At 67.9% G+C, this 17,484-nt stretch carries 17 protein-coding genes; 5 read left to right on the forward strand and 12 right to left on the reverse strand.

Annotation, left to right across the window (positions count from 1 at the left end; translation table 11 throughout):
* The 12 genes from DLJ59_RS24745 to DLJ59_RS24800 are packed head-to-tail and all read right to left on the reverse strand — an operon-like array spanning window position 1 to window position 11,013.
* A complete protein-coding gene (locus DLJ59_RS24745; protein ID WP_124774995.1) occupies window positions 1–1,242 on the reverse strand; it encodes a sulfate adenylyltransferase subunit 1 in 1,242 nt (413 codons plus the stop codon).
* A 2-nt stretch (window positions 1,243–1,244) separates the two neighbouring features.
* The gene (cysD, locus tag DLJ59_RS24750) at window positions 1,245–2,135 is read right to left on the reverse strand and encodes a sulfate adenylyltransferase subunit CysD (RefSeq protein ID WP_124774996.1); all 891 of its coding nucleotides are present in this window, start codon (window positions 2,133–2,135) and stop codon (window positions 1,245–1,247) included.
* Window positions 2,132–2,914, reverse strand: a complete 783-nt coding sequence (locus DLJ59_RS24755) for an SDR family oxidoreductase (protein WP_124774997.1) — start codon at window positions 2,912–2,914, stop codon at window positions 2,132–2,134. The genes cysD and DLJ59_RS24755 overlap by 4 nt, the downstream gene beginning before the upstream one ends.
* Window positions 2,914–3,816, reverse strand: coding sequence for a sulfotransferase (locus tag DLJ59_RS24760; RefSeq protein WP_124774998.1), 903 nt, complete (start codon window positions 3,814–3,816; stop codon window positions 2,914–2,916). The genes DLJ59_RS24755 and DLJ59_RS24760 overlap by 1 nt, the downstream gene beginning before the upstream one ends.
* Window positions 3,813–4,694, reverse strand: coding sequence for a family 3 encapsulin nanocompartment shell protein (locus tag DLJ59_RS24765; RefSeq protein WP_244236210.1), 882 nt, complete (start codon window positions 4,692–4,694; stop codon window positions 3,813–3,815). Before DLJ59_RS24765 ends, DLJ59_RS24760 begins: the two co-directional genes overlap by 4 nt.
* Window positions 4,691–5,599, reverse strand: coding sequence for a transketolase family protein (locus tag DLJ59_RS24770; protein ID WP_124774999.1), 909 nt, complete (start codon window positions 5,597–5,599; stop codon window positions 4,691–4,693). Before DLJ59_RS24770 ends, DLJ59_RS24765 begins: the two co-directional genes overlap by 4 nt.
* Window positions 5,599–6,372: a 1-deoxy-D-xylulose-5-phosphate synthase N-terminal domain-containing protein gene (locus DLJ59_RS24775; protein WP_124775028.1), complete on the reverse strand. Its 774-nt coding sequence runs from the start codon at window positions 6,370–6,372 to the stop codon at window positions 5,599–5,601. Before DLJ59_RS24775 ends, DLJ59_RS24770 begins: the two co-directional genes overlap by 1 nt.
* The gene (locus tag DLJ59_RS24780) at window positions 6,372–8,210 is read right to left on the reverse strand and encodes a M20/M25/M40 family metallo-hydrolase (protein WP_124775000.1); all 1,839 of its coding nucleotides are present in this window, start codon (window positions 8,208–8,210) and stop codon (window positions 6,372–6,374) included. Before DLJ59_RS24780 ends, DLJ59_RS24775 begins: the two co-directional genes overlap by 1 nt.
* Window positions 8,210–9,238 carry an N-acetyl-gamma-glutamyl-phosphate reductase gene (argC, locus tag DLJ59_RS24785; RefSeq protein WP_124775001.1) on the reverse strand — a complete coding sequence of 343 codons (1,029 nt, stop codon included), beginning with the start codon at window positions 9,236–9,238 and terminating at the stop codon, window positions 8,210–8,212. Before argC ends, DLJ59_RS24780 begins: the two co-directional genes overlap by 1 nt.
* Complete coding sequence (locus tag DLJ59_RS24790; RefSeq protein WP_244236211.1) at window positions 9,235–10,113, reverse strand: ATP-grasp domain-containing protein; 879 nt, start codon at window positions 10,111–10,113, stop codon at window positions 9,235–9,237. The genes argC and DLJ59_RS24790 overlap by 4 nt, the downstream gene beginning before the upstream one ends.
* Window positions 10,106–10,291 carry a lysine biosynthesis protein LysW gene (locus DLJ59_RS24795; protein ID WP_124775002.1) on the reverse strand — a complete coding sequence of 62 codons (186 nt, stop codon included), beginning with the start codon at window positions 10,289–10,291 and terminating at the stop codon, window positions 10,106–10,108. Before DLJ59_RS24795 ends, DLJ59_RS24790 begins: the two co-directional genes overlap by 8 nt.
* 17 nt (window positions 10,292–10,308) lie before the next feature.
* A complete protein-coding gene (locus DLJ59_RS24800) occupies window positions 10,309–11,013 on the reverse strand; it encodes a 2OG-Fe dioxygenase family protein (RefSeq protein ID WP_124775003.1) in 705 nt (234 codons plus the stop codon).
* Between the two features lie 546 nt (window positions 11,014–11,559).
* On the opposite strand from DLJ59_RS24800, the gene DLJ59_RS24805 reads away from it, so the two are divergent.
* The 5 genes from DLJ59_RS24805 to DLJ59_RS24825 all read left to right on the forward strand — a co-directional run bounded on the left by DLJ59_RS24805 (window position 11,560) and on the right by DLJ59_RS24825 (window position 17,480).
* On the forward strand, window positions 11,560–12,780 hold the full coding sequence (locus tag DLJ59_RS24805) for an MFS transporter (protein WP_124775004.1): 1,221 nt from the start codon (window positions 11,560–11,562) through the stop codon (window positions 12,778–12,780).
* A complete protein-coding gene (locus DLJ59_RS24810; RefSeq protein ID WP_124775005.1) occupies window positions 12,719–13,582 on the forward strand; it encodes a glycosyltransferase in 864 nt (287 codons plus the stop codon). Before DLJ59_RS24805 ends, DLJ59_RS24810 begins: the two co-directional genes overlap by 62 nt.
* Window positions 13,583–14,374: 792 nt before the next feature.
* The gene (locus tag DLJ59_RS24815) at window positions 14,375–15,667 is read left to right on the forward strand and encodes a nucleotide sugar dehydrogenase (RefSeq protein ID WP_124775032.1); all 1,293 of its coding nucleotides are present in this window, start codon (window positions 14,375–14,377) and stop codon (window positions 15,665–15,667) included.
* Window positions 15,668–15,716: 49 nt separating this feature from the next.
* Window positions 15,717–16,430: a PIG-L deacetylase family protein gene (locus tag DLJ59_RS24820; protein ID WP_124775006.1), complete on the forward strand. Its 714-nt coding sequence runs from the start codon at window positions 15,717–15,719 to the stop codon at window positions 16,428–16,430.
* 57 nt (window positions 16,431–16,487) lie between these two features.
* Complete coding sequence (locus DLJ59_RS24825; RefSeq protein WP_124775007.1) at window positions 16,488–17,480, forward strand: NAD-dependent epimerase/dehydratase family protein; 993 nt, start codon at window positions 16,488–16,490, stop codon at window positions 17,478–17,480.
* The last annotated feature ends 4 nt before the right edge of the window (window positions 17,481–17,484 follow it).

Raw genomic sequence — 17,484 nt, forward strand, 5'->3', positions numbered from 1 at the left:
TCAGTTGATGACGCCGGCGCCCACTGTGTGGTTCGTTTCCTCGTCGATGAGGATGAAGGACCCGGTGAGCCGATTGCGCGAGTACGGGTCACACAACAGCGGCTGGGTCACTCGCAACTCAAGCCGGCTGATCTCGTTGCAGCGCAACTCGGTGGCGCTTGTGTCACGGCGCAGCGTGTTGACATCGAGCCGGTAACGCATTTCTCGGACGACCGCGCGGACGGTCCGGGTGGTGTGCTTGAGCAGCAACCGCGCCGGCGGTCGGAGCGCACGTTCGCTCATCCAGACCACCATGGCGTCGATGTCCTGGGCCACGGCCGGCGCGTTGTGCGGCCGGCAGATCATGTCCCCCCGGGACACGTCGAGGTTGTCGGCGAGTCGCAGAACCACCGACATCGGCGGCGTGGCCTCATCGAGCGGGCCGTCCGGACCGTCGATGGCGGCGACCCGGGTGGTCAGCCCGGAGGGCAGATGCATGACCTCGTCACCGGGGCGCAGCACCCCACCGGCGACCTGACCGGCGTAGCCGCGGTAGTCGGGGCACGCACTGGACTGCGGACGAATCACGTACTGCACCGGGAAGCGGACGTCGACCATGTTGCGGTCCGAGGAGATGTGCACGTTCTCCAGGTGATGCAGCAGCGAGCCACCCTCGTACCAGGGCATCTCCGCCGAGCGACTGACGACATTGTCACCGTGCAGCGCGCTGATCGGCACGAAGGTGACGTCCCGGGTGGCCATCCTCGTGGTGAACGCCGAGAACTCCGCCCGGATCCGGTCGAACACGCCCTGGTCGTACCCGACCAGGTCCATCTTGTTGACGCAGACCACCAGGTGCGGGACACCCAGCAGACCGAGCAGGAACGTGTGCCGACGGCTCTGCTCGACCATGCCCTTGGTCGCGTCCACCAGGACAATGGCCAGATCTGCCGTGGAGGCGCCGGTCACCATGTTCCGGGTGTACTGGGCGTGGCCGGGAGTGTCGGCGAGGATGAACTTGCGCTTGGGCGTGGCAAAGTAGCCGTACGCCACGTCGATGGTGATGCCCTGCTCACGCTCCGCCCGCAGGCCGTCCATCAGCAGCGCGAGGTTCGTGTACTCGTCGCCGCGCCGACGGCTGACGTCCTCGACCGCCTCGAGCCGATCCGTGAAGGTGGACTTGGAGTCGTAGAGCAGCCGTCCGATCAGTGTGCTCTTGCCGTCGTCCACCGACCCGGCGGTGGCGAACCGGAGGATGTCCATGATCAGAAATACCCTTCCCGCTTGCGGTCCTCCATGGCGGCTTCGCTGGTCCGGTCGTCCGCACGGGTCGCGCCGCGCTCGGTGATCCGGGTCGTTGCCACTTCCTGGATGATGTCGTCGACCGTTCGCGCGCCGGAGAGGACCGCTCCCGTGCAGGTCATGTCACCGACCGTCCGGTACCGCACGGTCGCCTCGGACACCACTTCTGCGGGGTCCGGTGATTGGTACGGGTTCTCGGCCAGCAGCATGCCGTCTCGCTCGAACACGCGACGTCGGTGCGCGAAATAGATCGGCGGCACGTCGAGCTCGTCTCGGGCGATGTAGCGCCAGACGTCGAGTTCCGTCCAGTTGGACAGCGGAAAGACCCGGATGTGCTCGCCCGGCCGGATTCGGGTGTTGAACAGGTTCCACAGCTCCGGGCGCTGATTTCTCGGGTCCCACTGACCAACCTCGTCCCGGAAGGAGAAGATCCGTTCCTTGGCCCGGGCCTTCTCCTCGTCGCGTCGGGCACCGCCGAATGCGACGTCGAAGCGGTGCTCGGCGATGACGTCCAGCAACGTCGTGGTCTGCAGCCGGTTGCGGCTGGCCCGCCGCCCGGTCGGCTCGATCACCCGCCCGGCGTCGATCGAATCCTGCACCGAGGCCACGATCAGCCGTACGCCCAGCTCGGCGACGCGCTTGTCGCGGTAGTCGAGGACCTCCGGGAAGTTGTGCCCGGTGTCGACATGAACCAGCGCGAATGGCATCGGAGCCGGCCGGAACGCCTTCTCCGCCAGGCGGAGCATGACGATCGAGTCCTTGCCGCCGGAGAACAGCAGCGCCGGCCGCTCGAACTCGGAGGCCACCTCGCGGATGATGTGGATCGACTCTGCTTCCAGCATTTCCAGACTCATGTGACACCTCGCGTGTTTCCGCCGTCGACCAGCAGCACCGTGCCGGTCACGAAGCCCGCCTGCTCGCTGGCGAGGAAGGCAGCGAGCGCACCGAAGTCCGCTGGCTGCCCGACCCGGCCGAGCGGCACCTCGGCGATGATCTCCTTGAGCGCGGTTTCGCCGTCGACGGCGGACCGCGCCGCCACGAACCCTTCGAACGCCGGCGTCTGATGGACGCCGGGGGCAAGCACGTTCACCGTGATGCCGCTGGCGCCGACGGCGTGGACCACACCCTTGGCGAAGCCGAGGACACCAAGCCGGGCGGTCGCGGACATCGCGGTGCCGGGGAGCGGCTGGCGTACGGCCTCCGAAGTGATCAGGAGGACCCGCCCCCAACCGGCCCGCCGCAGGTGCGGCAGCGCGGCCAACGTGATCGAGATGTGCGGCAGCATCGAACCCTCTATGCCCTGCCGATAGTCGTCCACGGTGAACGTGTCGGCCTGGCCATGCGGCACGCCGGGAGAGTTGGTGACCACGACGTGCAGCGCGCCGAACTCCTCGACCGTCTGGTCCACCCAGCGCGTCACGCCCGCGTCGTCACGGACGTCCACCTCGACCGAGAGCACCCGCCCGGGGCCGGCCTCGTCGACCAGCTTGTGTGCCGCGGCCAGTCGCTGCGGGTCGCGGGCCGCGATCGACACGTTCGCGCCCTCGGTCGCCAGCGCGCGAGCGACGGCCAGCCCGAGCCCGCTGCTGGCGGCGGCGACCAACGCCGTCCGTCCGGACAATCCGAGATCCATCACGCCACCTTTCGCGCCAGCGTCGGATACCCGTAGCGACGCAGCAGGGGCAGTGCGAGCGCCGTGGTCGTGGCAGTCGGCAACGGCGGCAGCTCGGTACGCCAGCGCTCGTCCGGCCGGATCAACACGGTGCCCTGGCCGAGCCGATCCGGGTTGCCGGTGACCGTGTGGTTGATGCCGAGGGTCACCTTGCCCTCCTCCGTCACCGGTGGCTCGTCTTCGAGCCCCGCGAAACGCAGCACATCGGCCAGCACCTCACGGGGCCGCCGGGTCAGGTCCTCGTGTCGGATTCGGAGGTAACGTCCATCCGCGGCGCCGCCGACGTACTCGGAGGCCACGTTGAAGCCCACCCAGTTCGCGGTGCTCCGGGCCGGGCTCATCGGCTCGATGTACCGCTTGCCACGCTGGTACGAGTAGGTGGTGGCGCGCGGATCGCGGACGATGTGCAGCACCCGCACGTCCACGTCGGTGCGCCTGAGCAGAGCGGCGGCCTCAGCGGGGTACTTGGAGCTGTCCACGACCGCCCGCTCCGCGCCACGCCGCGTCAGCTCCCGATAGACCGCGACGGTGCGGTCCAGCACCGCGGTGACGTGGGCGGGTGTGGTGGCGAGGCGGGCGCGGGTGTGCCGGGTCCGAAGGCCGGCCTGCTGCCACGCCATCATCTGGCGGGCGAGCTGGGTGGGTTCGTCGTCGCCGAACGCGGCGATCACCGACGACCACAGTGCGCACTTCCTGATCTGCTCGCCGCATCCGCACAGCGAGTTCGTGCCGCTGTCCAGCATGCCGTTCTTCCACAGGTAGTGCAGTTCGCCAGCGTGCAGCACGCCGGGCAGTTCGTTGAGTACGTTGCCGAGAATGGTGCTGCCGCTGCGCAGCCAGCCCGTGATGTAGATGACTTTCATCGCTGACCGTCCGTCAGCAGGAGGAAGTGCTGGGGCAGGTGCACGGCGAGGCCCACCGAGGTGCGGGCCTCCACGACGTCGCCATGCAGCGTCAGCGCCGACCGGCTGGGGTCGAGCAGCGTCACGGCGGCCCGGAAATCCCCGAGCAGCGCCTGGCCACGCGGCATCATCCGGGTACGCGAGACCTTGATTCCGGCCTCGGCGAGTCGGCCGAGTAGCCCGTCGCGGACCAGCTCCCAGTAGTGGGCGGGGTGCACGACGATGCCGTCGCAGGAACCACCGGTCTCCTCGACCGCCCCCGCCGCGGTGGTCAACGCCGCACCGATGTCGCCGCCAATGGTCTGCCTGCGCATCTCGGGCAGCCTCAGCAGCCCCGCTATACGACCGTCGGCGGTGCCGTGCAGCAGGGCCTGGTTCTCCACCACGCCCATCCGGACGAGCACCCGGTAGTCGATGAACGCGGCGAGCAACGCGGGCTCGTGCCGCAGGTCGGCCGGCAGGGGCACCGACACGCTCAGCTCGGTCAGCTCGGCGTATTCGACGGTGGGCTCGAAGGAGGCCTCCGGCGTGCTGGCGTACGCCGTGCCGGCGTCGCCGTACTCGCTTTTCGGCGCCTCGCGTACGTAGGCGAGTGTTTGATCGGAAACGGAGGCCACCTTCAACAGGTGCCGCACGGTGTACCGCGGGCGGCTCTTGAAGAGCGGGAAGGAGGCGGTCAGGTGCGCCCGGATCGGCACCACCACGTCGGCGCCGTTCTGCACCCGGGCGACCGACATGGCGAATTCCTCACCCGGGCTGCGTAGGGTCAGCGTTGGGTCCGCAAGCGTCTGCCGGGTCACTTCCAGAGCGCTGGCGCTGGGCTGCATCGTGGTGGTCATTTCTTCCCCTTCAGGACGGCGCTGAGGACCGCGGATGCCGTGAGCCCCAGCGCGGCGAGTGTCTCGTCGTGGTTGCCACCCTCGGTCGGCCAGTCGGCGCCGGCGTTCACACTCCGCACCTCGTGGTCGGGAAGCAGCAGCGCAAGGGTGGATGCCACACTGCCGGCGGCGCGATGCTCCTCGACGACGACCAGCCGCCGCGCGCCGGCCAGCTGCGGCAGGGCGAGCGCCAGGCTTTCCGCGTCCACCCAGCACAGGTGCGCGTGGCCGAGCTCCGGCTCGTCCTCGGTGACGGCCTGACACAGCGCGGTCGGCTTCTCCCCGATGGAGACGAGGCAGGTGTCGCCACCCATCGGGTTCAGCCAGCTGACCGCGCCCCGGCCGGCCGGCGCGAACGACGCGTCGAACACCTCGTTGCGTCCCAGCCGCACGTAGCACGGCCAGTCGCCAGCGGCGGCGACCCGAATCGCCTCGCGGGTCTCGGTCTCACCCGCCGGTACGGCGATCCGCACACCCGGCAGGCTCTGCATCACGGCGAGATCCTCCAGGCAGTGGTGAGTCGGCCCGAACCACGCGCCGGACACCCCGCCGTACGGGCTGACCAGGACCACGGGGGCCCCGAGGTACCCGAGCCCGAGCTTGACGCTCTCCCCCGCCCGGAATGCCGCGAACGTGGCAAACGTGCTGACGAACGGCCGCAGCCCGGCGGAGGCGAGCCCAACAGCGATGTCCACGGCGGACGCCTCGGCGATGCCGAGGTTCAGGAACCGGTCGGGGAACCGGTCCTGGAAGCAGTGCGAGGGGCCGCCGAGGTCCGCCTCCAGGCACACAATGCGCTGGTCGTCTGCGGCCAGCTCGGTAAGCTCAAGCCGATACGCCTCCCGCGCCGACACCGTGGCCGTCATCACCGGATCGCCGCCTTCCACTGCCGGGCCCGCGCTGGGCTGATCTTCACGTAGTGCGAGCCGGCCTTTCCCTCGGTCGCCGGCACCCCCTTGCCCTTGACGGTGGTGGCCAGCACCGCGATCGGCCGGTCGGTCGGCACGATCGTCGTCAGCAACTTCTCGATGTCGTGCCCGTCCACCTCGGTCACCAGGAAACCGAACGCGGCCAGCCGGGCCGGCAGGTCGGTCAGCGGTGAGATGTCCGAGACGTAACCGTCGTTCTGGCCACCGTTGAGGTCCACCACCACGGTGAGCCCGCCGATGCGCTTGGCTTGGGCCACCTGCAGCGCCTCCCAGACCAGGCCCTCCTGCAACTCGCCGTCACCAACCACCGCGATGGCCCCGCCGGGCCGGTTCAGCAACCGCCGGGAGAGGGCCCAACCGACCGCGTACGCGAGCCCGTGGCCGAGGCTGCCGGTGGGAAACCGGACGCCGGGCACCTTCGGCCCGGGATGTCCGGTGTACGGCGACCCGGCGCGGCCGTACCGGGGCGCCGGGTTCTCCTCGATGACGCCGACTTCGTGCAGCACCGCGTAGAGCGCGGCCGCCGCGTGGCCCTTGCTCAGTACCACGTCCGTGCCCGGCTGAGACCGGGCAACGGCATACGCGGCGACCAGGATGTCCACTACCGAGAGGCTGCCGCCGAGGTGACAGCCAACCCCGCTGGCAGCCATGTCGACCACCAGCCGGCGGGCCCGGGTGGCCTGTTCCCGAAGCAGGTCGATCTCGTCCATCACCGCACACACCAATCCCGTACGGCCGCGGACAACACCGTCCGCGCCTGCCGGTACTCGTCGGCTGACAACCGCTCGTCGGGCGTGTGGTCCAGGTGAGCATCGCCCGGTCCGTACGCCACCATCGGAACGCCGCCCCATCTGGTGGCGAGCGTGTTCATGTCGCTGCTTCCCTTCTTCGCCAGCAGCCGTGGCGCGGCACCGGTCACCGCACGCAGGGCTCGGGTGAACGCCCGCACCAGCGGATCGGTCCGTGGCGTGCTCACCGGCGGCGTGGCCAGCAGCAGCTGACCGTCTTCGACGACGGACAGCACGTCGTCCAGTTCGGTTCCCGGCGGCACCCGTACATCCAGCACCGCCGAGGCGGTCTGCGTGCCACCGGAGCCGCCGGTGGCCAGGTTGAGCACCGCGAACAACGCTTCCGGGCTGCACTTGCCGACCTCGGCCTCGACCTCGCCGATGAGGTCGACGAGGCAGCTCGCGGCCGTCCGCCGTTCCCTGCCCGCCGTGTGACCGGTGGTCCGGGCCACGTCCATCCGCACCTTGCAGACGCCGTGGTAGCCGATGGTCACCGCGCCGGCACCGCTGGGCTCGCCGATGATGACCGCGTCCGCCGGGTAGTGGTCCCGCGCGTAGAGCGCACCTGACGCTGTCCGCTCCTCCTCCACGGTGCCGACCACCCGAACCGTGACACCCTCGGGCGGCTCGAACTCCACGAGCGTCTGCAGGAACGCGGCCAGGCTGGCCTTGGCGTCCACGCAGCCGCGGCCGGTCAGCACGGCATCGTCCCAGGCCACTGGCCAGCGGTGGGGAACGGTGTCCAGATGGCCGAGCATCAGCAGCCGACGTGGCCCACTGCCGCGCGTGGCGACCAGGTTGCCGGCCGGATCGATGACCGCGGGTACGCCTCGCTCGGTCAGCCACCTCAACAGGAACAGCGCCAGCTCGCGCTCGCCACCGGAGACCGAGGAGATCTCCACCATGCGGGTCAGCAGATCCAGGTCGGGATCTGGTGCGGCGGTACGCCAGAAGCGGGTACCGCCGTGGGCGTTGGCGGTGTGCGGGCCGGTGATGGCAACGTCGGCGGTCCCGCTCAGGGCAAGCTCCGCCGCCCGGACCTTTTGCCGCATCCGTCCGCGGGCATAGGTCATTCCCTCGCCTCGGCACAGCTGCGGCAGGGTGCTGCCGCGGTTGGACGGGTCGGCGAGCAGACCCGGGGTGCCGGTCACCAGGCGTAGATGATCGGCGTCGAGCGCGTTGGCCATTTCGGCGGCGAGCACGTCCGCGTCCACGTTGATCGGTGCGCCGCCGTCGGCCGCGGTCACCGGCGGTGACACGCAGACCACGTCGAAGGTGTCGAGAAGGGACCGCAGCCGATCCGCGTTCACCGCGGAGACAACGCCGGCCCGGTGGTCGCGGACCAACCGCTGCCGGTCACCCTCGACCACCCGGAGCGGCCGGTTCGGAGTGCCCGTGACCAGGCCCTCCGGCGTGGCCGTCGTAGCGAACACCGTCATCTCCCGCTGGCCCAGGTTGTCCCGGATCCGAGGGAGGGTCAGCTGCTCGTACGCGGCGACGATGTGCGGCATCTCGTCGGGCGGGCAGTACCGCACCTCGTCGCCGGAGGCCAGCCGCAGCATCCGCATCGGACGCTCGATGCTGGCGTAGTGGTCGGCGATGTCCGCCGCGCCGCCGGCGACCAGCAACAGTCGGGCGCCGCCCGCGTTCAGCGCGGCGAGGTCGTCGTAGACGGACGCGTGACGCAGGCTCGAACTGCCCACCTTGACCACGTACAGCGGCCGATAGGGGAAGATGCCCGCCAATTCCTGGTTATTCATCATGGCCACCCACCGGCTTCCGGAAGTCCTAGCCGTTCGTCCATTCCGTGGATGCGGTTCAGCGTCTGCACCGCCTGGCCGGCGCCACCCTTGATGAGGTTGTCCAGCGCGGACACCACCACCCAGCGGTCACCGGCCACCGCCACTCCGACCTCGGCGACGTTGGAACCCACCACCGTCTTGAGCATCGGCATTCCCATCGGGGACCGCCCGCCCGCCACCCGCACGAACGGCGCATCGGCGTACGACCGGGCGAACGCCCGGCGCACGTCGCTCTCCCCCGTACCGGGCTTCAGCCGCCCGTACGCCGAGACCATGACGCCGCGGGCGACCGGCAGGCTGAACGTGGAGAACTGCAGGTCCGGCGCGCGCCCGGTCAGGTCGGTGAGTGCCTGCCGCACCTCGGGAGCGTGCCGGTGGCCGTGCAGCCGGTGCACCCGTACGTTCCCGTCGCGCACCGCCGGATGCTCCACGCTCCCGGTGCCGCTGCCGCTCGATCCTGACTTCGCGTCCACCACCACGTCCTCCGCCGCCAGATCAGCCTGGAACAGCGGGTAGAGCGCATAGATGGTGGCCGCCGCCATGCAGCCTGGCAGGTTGAGCACGGACTCCGTCGGCGTCGGCGCGAACTCCGGAATGTGGTAGGGGATGGGCTGCCGCCAGCCGCCCGCCGACGCCGGATAGTGGCGTTCGACCTGGTCCGACTGGCGCAGCCGGTAATCGCCGGCCAGGTTGATCACGACCTTGGCGCGGTTGGCCACGTCGTCGAGCACGGATGGCAGTACGCCGTTGGGTAAGCAGGCGAACGCGACGTCCACGTCGGGCATCTCGTCGAGCTTGCGCATGTGGTGTCCGCCGATTGCCGAATTGCGCAGCCCCGGCACGACCTGCCCCACGCGCTGACCGGCGTGCCGGGCCGAGGACACGAACGTCGGCACCACCCCGGGGTGGGCTGCCAGCAGCCGGATCAGTTCGGCTCCGATGAACCCGCTGCCGCCGAGGACGGCGGCGCTGATGTGCTCGCTCACGCCGCCACCTCCGCCCGTGCGAACACCGCGTCACGCACGTAGGCGGCGACGTGGCCGGCGATGTCGACGCCGTGGATCTTCGAGGACTTGGCGAAGTCCGGGTTGGTGTTGACCTCCAGCACGTACATCTCGCCGGTCTCCCTGGACTCGGCCAGGTCGACGCCGTAGAAGCCGGGGCCGAAGCACGCCACGACCCGGGCACACAGGTCGCGAGCGCGGTCCGAGATCGGGATGGGCTCCACGGCGCCGCCCTGGTGGGTGTTGGTGCGCAGACCGGAGCCCACCTGGCGGTAGGCCACGATCGGACGATCCCCCACCACGTGCACCCGCTCGTTGAAACCGGGCTTGGGCACGTACTCCTGCACCACGACGGGGAACTCCTTGCCGGCCGGATCCAACGCCTCCCGGCCGCCGACCCAGGCGTCGAACTGCGCCTCGTCCGCGAGGCGGACGATCCCGCGTCCCCACGAGCCGCTGATCGGTTTGACGACCGCGTCCCCACCGAGCGCGTCGATGTAGGTGCGAACCTGCTCGACGGTGAACGCGACGTGCGTCGTCGGGTGCGGAACGTCGTGGTTGGCGAAGGCAATCGCCTGCAGGTCCTTGGCGAGACACAGGCGCACCGCGTGCGGCGTGTTCAGCGTCTCGACGTCGGCGTGCTCGAACCGGGCTGCCATCGAGGCCAGCTCCCGGTGGGACACGTTGCGCAGCAGCACCATGCGTGGCCGCGGCGCGGCGTTGTTGAGCACGGCTGCGGTGTGCCGAGGCAGCGCCGACTGCGCGGTCAACCCGGTTGCCCGGAGCGCCTCCAGGAGCAGGCGTTCCTCCGGACGCACCATGGTCACGGAGACCAGCACATCGGCCGTCTCACTCACCCCAGTCCTCCTCGATCTCGGGTGCGCGGTCCAGCCGGACGGTGGGGGAAATCTCGACTACCTCGTGTTCCTGGCCGCAGCCGCGGCACGCCAGGATGTCGCCCAGCTCCGCCCCGGTAGGTACGGCGACCTCGGTGTCGCACTCCAGGCAAACCGATGCGATGGTCAGATTGGACATGGGATCCCTCCGGAAGACTAGGCTCGCTCGAAATCGATGATCATCATGTCGCGGGTCGCGATGGTCGCGCCCTCGGGTCCGATCGGGGTAACTTCGTGCTCCATCGCGCGGTCGTCGAGCAGAATGGTTTCCATCGGATTCGACATCGTGTGCTCGAACAACGGCTCGCTCTCACCCTTGCGGAAGACACGACTGACGCCGCCGGCGCAGTTCTGCCGGCCGATCAAATGGATCGCCACATAGTCGTGGCCGTCGCTGTGCCGCCCTTCCGGGGCGGGCGACGAGGTGCCTTCGTCGTCGGCCGCCACGCGAATCATGTGGACGGTTATCGACCAGTCACTGTCGATTTCGCCGGAACGGCTGATGAAGCCCAGGTCGTGTGCGATGGCGGCCTGGAAGTTCGCGTTCTCGTACACCTCTGGGGTGATCGGTGCGAACTGCCTGGCCTGCCCACCGTAGACCCGGTTCACGTCGGTCGCCTGGTAGAACGGCTCGGCGGGCAACGTCTCCAGGCCACCTCCGGCGCGCCCCAGCAGCCGTCCCAACCGGCGGTATCGGCGTGTCCGATGGCTCGGTTGAACATACGGGTCGATTGGAAGGTCCTCCCAGAATTTCGCGAATTCATACCACCCGTCTGTTACCGAAACGGGTAGTTGCTCGTGGGCCCACCCGTTCTTCACGATGTCCTGCGCGCCGAGCAGGGCGAGATTTTTGATAGGCATTGCGTGCCTCCCTTCTTATCCAGGAATGAACGTACTCGCGGGGCAGTACTCTGCACCCGGCTGAGCTCCACTCAAGACATCTGGAAAGGGCACCCAGAACCTGATTGAGGCGTCACCCACGCTGTTGTGTTTCGAGCTGCCGGGGTGGCGGGTTCGCGAGCCGGCAGGGACCGAGTCGACAGCGGTCCCACAACGGACGCTCCGATCAGGACCGATGATGAGCCGGCGGGCGGTACGGCAGGCCCGGCGAGCTGCCCCCGCGCACCCAGGCCAGCTTCCGGTCACACGGGCGTCGGCAGTAGCTCCGCCCGACCGCCTGTACTTGCACGCCGACCCACGACACGCCGGTGACGTGCTGAAACTGCCCCCGAGCGGACAAGGTGACTGATGTCGACCCAGATATGCTACCGTCAAAACCCGGTTAGCCGGCATCATGTACGCGGATCAGCGATTGAGTAGCGCCACCGAGATGGTCGAGTGTCTATTGCGTACCGCTTGCGTGGCGACTTCTTGCTACACCTTTGTCCAGGATTTGGGAGGTAGCCAATGGTGCACCAACGACGCGCGGTCTATGCCCTCACCGCGTTGTCCGCCGCCACTTTCTGTTACGTCACCACCGAGGTACTGCCCATCGGGTTGCTCACGCTGATCGCCCCAGACCTGGGCCGCTCCAGGTCCGAGACGGGTCTGCTGGTGACCGGGTACGCCGTGGTGGTCATGATCGTGGCGCTTCCGCTGACCCGGGTCACTAGACGAGTGCCCCGACGTCCACTGCTCGCCGGCGCCCTCGGCGTGTTCGCCGCGGCGACGGCGGTGTCGGCCCTCGCCACCTCCTATGAGGTGCTGCTCGCCGCTCGGCTGGTGTCCGCCATCACCAACGGCGTCTTCTGGGCGGTGGTGTTCCCCGTAGCGATCTCGATGTTCCCCTCGAACATCCGAGGCCGCATCGTGGCTCGGCTGTCGATCGGTAACGCTCTCGGCCCGGTGCTGGGCGTGCCGCTGGGCACCTGGTTGGGAGCGCAGGCCGGATGGCGGGCCGCCTTCGTCGCGATGGCCGCCCTCGGCTTCGTCACCTGCATCGCGGTCGCCCTGCTCCTGCCGAGCGTCACACCGCAACAGAGTGCGAGCGACGTCGGTCCAATGCCGGATCGGCACCGCTTCGTAGTGCTCCTCGCCGCCACCATCCTCGCGGTCACCGGCGCCATGGGCGCGTTCACCTACATGACCGTCTTCCTCCTCGACGTGAGCGGGTTCGCTGCGGCATCGCTCGGCCTACTGCTCTTCGTCCAGGGCTCGTTCGGCGTCGCCGGCACCTGGGCGGTCGGCCGGGTCCTCGACCGTTTCCCGCTCGGTGTGGTGCTGGGTCTGCTCGGCCTCATTACCGCCGCGATGCTCGGCCTCTATGCCGTCGGCGCGAGCAAGATATTGACGATCCCGCTGCTCGCGGTGGCGGGAATGTCGTTCAGTTCGCTGATCGCCGGAATCCAGCACCGAATCATGCAGGTGGCCCCGTCGACCACCGACATGGCATCGGCCAGCCTCAGCGTCGCGTTCAACTTCGGCCTCGCCGCCGGCTCGTTCATCGGCGCGGGCCTGCTGGCGACGGCCGGGGTGCGCGTCATCCCGTTGTTCGGTGGCCTGCTGACGGCCGCCGCGTTCGCGTTGCTCGCCTGCCACGAAATGTCCCGCAAGAGAAGGAGAGGCCATGAAACTGTCCGTCGTAATCCCGACCTACAACCGGTCGGACATTCTGCAGCTCACCCTTGAGTCCCTCGTCCGTCAGGACCTGGATCACGATGACTACGAGGTGCTGGTGGTCGACGACGGATCGTCGGACGACACCGCGGATGTCGTGAAGAAGTACATGGACCAGATGAACCTCCGCTACTTCTTCCAAGAGGACGAGGGTTACCGGGCTGCCGGGGCCCGCAACCTGGGCATCAGCCATGCCGAGGGCGAGATCACGGTCTTCATGGACGCGGGTGTGATGGCGCACTCCAGCCTCCTCCGCGTTCACCTCGCCACCCACGAGGCTGCGAGCGAACCGCTCGCCGTGTGCGGATACGTCTTCGGCTACAGCCTCAACAACGAGAACGCCGACGAGGTCCTGGCCGACCTTGACATCGACAATGTGGACGGCACGATCGAGCAATGGCGCGAGAAGGGTCTCCACGTCGACATCAGGGAGGACTTCTTCATCCGGGAGGGCGACGACTTCTCCGCCGCGCCAGCACCCTGGCTCATGTACTGGACGTTCAACGCCTCGGTGCGGACGGAACAGCTACGACGTGTCGGCATGTTCGACGACGCGTTCCGGGCCTGGGGTGGCGAGGACGTCGACCTCGGCTACCGGCTGCACCGCGACGGAGCCCGCATGTTCCTCAACCGCGACGCGGTGTCCCTGCACTGGCCGCACGAGCGTGACGGCGAAGGCGCCGACGCGGTCGCCAACTACCGGTACATGGCCCGGAAGTACGACACCCCGATCACGCGCCTGCTGGACATCGTCCCGACCATCAACTTCTTCGTCATCAACGACGTCATCCGGGGTCGGAAGCTGACCCACTGACCTGTTCGCAGCTGGTGTGTGGCCTACGGACCGCATACCAGCGCGGCGCCCCTCGCGCGCCGGCCGCCGTCGATGAGACGCAGGCCGGCGCGCTGCGCGTGGTCGAAGACCCCGCGCGCTCTGCTGTCTCCACGCGCTCTGCTGTCAGGGCACCCCTGCGGACTGCACGCGTCGATGGTGCCGACCCTGACGCTGATCCTGTCGCGAAGACCCGGCTGTCGATGATGCCACTCAGTCTCGGAAAATGCCCGACCTGACTGGACACCAGCCGGGCGGATCTCCCGCACCGACAGCTCTCGCCGAAATCACCTCAGTAGTAAATCCCCGTTCTGATGAGCAGTTCCACAGAATGTATTGAGTATCCGGGAGAACGCTAATGCGGTACCGCGACGGGAGTACGTTGCTGCTACGAATATAAAGGAACTGCGGAAGGGCGGGATCGCGTTCAGCCTATCGGGAGAGCGGACACGAATTGTGCGCTCTCCCGTCATTGGTTCCAACGAGTCGAGCAGCAAGCGCGTAACAGATGGTCCGAGGTCTACCAGGGGCAGACACCCGCAATCGACCAAAAGGTCGACCCCTTGGCCGCCGGACTTTCCATAGGCAGGTCTGGCGCACCGAAAGGAGCTCGGGCGCAGCCGGCACGCGGCCCGGTCGCGGGTACGCGGACCGGCAGACGACAAAAAGTCTGGTCGAAATGAGGCGGTCATGGGACAAGAGTCGGTTACCTCCATGATATTGGACGATGCCCGGTCGCATCGGTCATTCGAGAAGGACTACTCGCCTACCTCCATGCTGAATGGATCAACAGGGCAGAGTCCTCGTGTGTCGTACGACCTGGCAGTGGTTGGTCTCGGTTATGTGGGTCTACCTCTGCTGAAAGAGGCGGCAGCTGCCGGGCTGCGCGTCATCGGCGTGGATATCGACGCCAGCCGGGTCGATATGTTGAACAGCGGGAAGTCCTACGTGGACGACATCTCCAAAGACGATCTCGGTGAGATGCTCGCCGCCGGCTTCCGGGCAACGACGGATCCGGCGTCGTTCGCCGAAAGCGCGGTCATCATCGTCTGCGTGCCAACGCCGCTCAGCGACGATCACGGCCCGGACCTGACGGCTGTGCGGAGTGCGACACGCATGGTGGCCACCCGCCTGATGCCGGGCACACTGGTCGTCCTGGAGTCCACGACGTATCCCGGAACAACAGAGGAAGTCGTTCGGCCGATCCTGGAGGAATCGGGTCTCACCGCGGGACGCGACTTCAGCCTGGCGTACTCGCCTGAGCGCATCGATCCGGGGAACGGCCAATTCGGGCTGCGGAACACGCCAAAGGTCGTCGGTGGCCTGACCGAGAGCTGCCGTGACCACGCTGCCACCTTCTACGGCAAGCTGGTGTCCCGGGTGGTGCCCACCTCCGGCCTACGCGAGGCCGAGATGGCGAAGCTGTTGGAAAACACCTATCGCAACGTGAACATCGCCCTGGTCAACGAAATGGCGATCTTCTGCGAAGAGCTGGGCATCGACCTGTGGGAGACCATTGAGGCCGCCGCCACCAAGCCCTTCGGCTTCCACAAGTTCCTCCCCGGCCCGGGAGTCGGCGGACATTGCATTCCCATCGACCCCTCCTACCTGTCGCACACCGTCCGCAAGCTCGGCTACGCCTTCCGGATGGCCGAAACGGCTGACGAGATCAACGGGCGGATGCCGAAGTACGTCGCCAGTCGCCTCCAGCGGGCGCTCAACCGGGAACGGAAGTCGGTCAACGGCGCGCGCGTGATGCTGCTGGGTGTGACGTACAAGCCGGATATCGCCGACGACCGCGAGACTCCGGCACTGCCCCTGGCCCGGGAGCTGCTCAGCCTCGGCGCCGAGTTGTGTTTCGCCGATCCCTACGTACGGAACTGGGCCGTCGACGGGGTGAGCATCACTCCGGTCGAGGCACCCATTTACGCGGTGCACGACTGCGACGCCGTCGTCCTGCTCCAGGCGCACTCGGCGTTCGACCTCGCGGCCATCGCCCGGCGCTCCCGGTTGGTGCTCGACACGAGTGGCCGCATGGAGCGCTACGACAACGTCGAGCGACTCTGAGCCGCGCTTCAGGAAACCTTCGGACGACTCACGGAAACGGACACCAACTATGACTTTCTCCTGGTCGCAGCAGCGCATTCTCATCCTTTCGCCGCACCCCGACGACGAGACCCTCGGCTGTGGCGGGCTGATCCACAAGGCGAAGTCCGCCGGCGCCGAGGTCTTCGTCCAGTTCCTCACCGTCGGCAACACCACCGATCAGTCCTCGTCTGTCTTTTCCAGCCCGACGGAACGCAACGACGAAATCAAGCGGGTCGCGGACCACCAGCGGTGGGACGACTGGCACATGGCGTTTCCGGGCGACGAGTATCACCTGCGGCTCGACCAGATCCCCCGCCTCGAACTTGCCAATATGGTGGAGCAGGAGAGCCCGCTGGCCATCGCCAGGCTGCGGCCCACGATGTTGATCGCTCCGCACCGGTCGAGCTACAACCAGGACCACCAGGCCGTGGCTGAGGCGGCCCACACCGCGACGCGACCATCCAACACCCGGCTGCGCCATCACCCCGATTTCGTGCTGGCCTACGAAGAGGCAGCGGATCAGTGGCGTACCGATTCGGTCCCCATGCCTAACCTCCTGGTCGAACTCGCCGAGGACGACCTCGAAAGCAAACTCGAAGCCATGCGGCTGTACGCCACCCAGGTTCACGAGCATCCACATACGCGATCCGAACAAACCCTCCGCAGCCTCGCGGTACTGCGCGGCATGCAGGCCGGCGTACCGCTGGCCGAGGCGTTCTACCTCATGCGATGCCTGGCCTGACGGGCCGCGTCAGGCCGTCTCGCCCGCACCCCACCTGCTGCCGAAAGGAAGCGAGCTATGCGAATTCTCGTCACCGGGGGCGCCGGTTTCATCGGCTCCCACCTCTGCGAGTTCCTGGTTGCGCAACACCATGACGTCACCGTGCTCGACGAGCTTTCCACTGGTTCGGTGGCAAACCTCGCCAGTTGCCTGGACGCCGGCACCGTCCGCCTCGTGGAGGGGTCGATCCTCGACCGGGACCTGGTGAACGAGTGCGTCCGCGGCAAGGATGCCGTCTTCCACCTCGCCGCCGCCGTCGGCGTGCGAACGATCGTCGACAGTCCCCTCCACTCACTGCGCGTCAACCTGTACGGAACGGAAAACGTCGTCGAGGCGGCGGTGACGCACGGGGTGCCATTCGGCGTCACGTCGACCAGCGAGGTGTACGGCAAGAACGATGCCGACGGGCTCCGCGAGGACGCCGACCGGATCCTTGGGTCCCCGCTGCTCAGCCGATGGTCATACGCGGCGGCCAAGGGTCTTGACGAGTTGGTGGCGCACATCCGGGCGTCCGAGACGGGCACCCCCTGCGTGAGTTACCGACTGTTCAACGTCGTCGGGCCGCGGCAGACCGGTCGGTACGGCATGGTCCTGCCCCGGTTCGTCGCGCAGGCGCTCAACCACGAACCGATCACGGTGTACGGCGACGGCACGCAGCGCCGGTGCTTCGGGTCGGTCTACGACGTCGTACCGGCAATGGTCGAGCTGCTGCGGACCCCCGCGGCGCACGGTAGGGCGGTGAACCTCGGTGGGCGCGAGGAGATCTCCATCCGGGGCCTCGCCGAGAAGATCAAGGACTTCACCGGCTCGACCAGTGACATCCAGACGGTGCCCTACGACGTCGCCTACGGTAGCGGCTTCGAGGACATGGCTCGGCGTATGCCAGATCTGTCACTGGCCCACGAACTCATCGGGTACACCGTCCGTTACAGCCTCGACGACATCGTGCGATCAGTCGTCGAAGACTCGTACCGCGTCGACGATCGGGACTCGCTGCTGGCCACTCCATGAACCA

The organism is Micromonospora inaquosa (assembly GCF_003857055.1).
Taxonomy (GTDB): domain Bacteria; phylum Actinomycetota; class Actinomycetes; order Mycobacteriales; family Micromonosporaceae; genus Micromonospora; species Micromonospora inaquosa.

What these genes read in the sequence shown, in the direction of transcription:
- DLJ59_RS24760 (WP_124774998.1), bottom strand. Translation starts at nt 3,816, where the DNA reads ATGAAAGTCATCTACATCACGGGCTGGCTGCGCAGCGGCAGCACCATT.
- DLJ59_RS24775 (WP_124775028.1), bottom strand. Translation starts at nt 6,372, where the DNA reads ATGGACGAGATCGACCTGCTTCGGGAACAGGCCACCCGGGCCCGCCGG.
- DLJ59_RS24800 (WP_124775003.1), bottom strand. Translation starts at nt 11,013, where the DNA reads ATGCCTATCAAAAATCTCGCCCTGCTCGGCGCGCAGGACATCGTGAAG.
- DLJ59_RS24795 (WP_124775002.1), bottom strand. Translation starts at nt 10,291, where the DNA reads ATGTCCAATCTGACCATCGCATCGGTTTGCCTGGAGTGCGACACCGAG.
- DLJ59_RS24780 (WP_124775000.1), bottom strand. Translation starts at nt 8,210, where the DNA reads ATGAATAACCAGGAATTGGCGGGCATCTTCCCCTATCGGCCGCTGTAC.
- DLJ59_RS24745 (WP_124774995.1), bottom strand. Translation starts at nt 1,242, where the DNA reads ATGGACATCCTCCGGTTCGCCACCGCCGGGTCGGTGGACGACGGCAAG.
- DLJ59_RS24770 (WP_124774999.1), bottom strand. Translation starts at nt 5,599, where the DNA reads ATGACGGCCACGGTGTCGGCGCGGGAGGCGTATCGGCTTGAGCTTACC.
- DLJ59_RS24810 (WP_124775005.1), top strand. Translation starts at nt 12,719, where the DNA reads ATGAAACTGTCCGTCGTAATCCCGACCTACAACCGGTCGGACATTCTG.
- cysD (WP_124774996.1), bottom strand. Translation starts at nt 2,135, where the DNA reads ATGAGTCTGGAAATGCTGGAAGCAGAGTCGATCCACATCATCCGCGAG.
- DLJ59_RS24805 (WP_124775004.1), top strand. Translation starts at nt 11,560, where the DNA reads ATGGTGCACCAACGACGCGCGGTCTATGCCCTCACCGCGTTGTCCGCC.
- DLJ59_RS24825 (WP_124775007.1), top strand. Translation starts at nt 16,488, where the DNA reads ATGCGAATTCTCGTCACCGGGGGCGCCGGTTTCATCGGCTCCCACCTC.
- DLJ59_RS24815 (WP_124775032.1), top strand. Translation starts at nt 14,375, where the DNA reads ATGCTGAATGGATCAACAGGGCAGAGTCCTCGTGTGTCGTACGACCTG.
- DLJ59_RS24755 (WP_124774997.1), bottom strand. Translation starts at nt 2,914, where the DNA reads ATGGATCTCGGATTGTCCGGACGGACGGCGTTGGTCGCCGCCGCCAGC.
- DLJ59_RS24765 (WP_244236210.1), bottom strand. Translation starts at nt 4,694, where the DNA reads ATGACCACCACGATGCAGCCCAGCGCCAGCGCTCTGGAAGTGACCCGG.
- DLJ59_RS24820 (WP_124775006.1), top strand. Translation starts at nt 15,717, where the DNA reads ATGACTTTCTCCTGGTCGCAGCAGCGCATTCTCATCCTTTCGCCGCAC.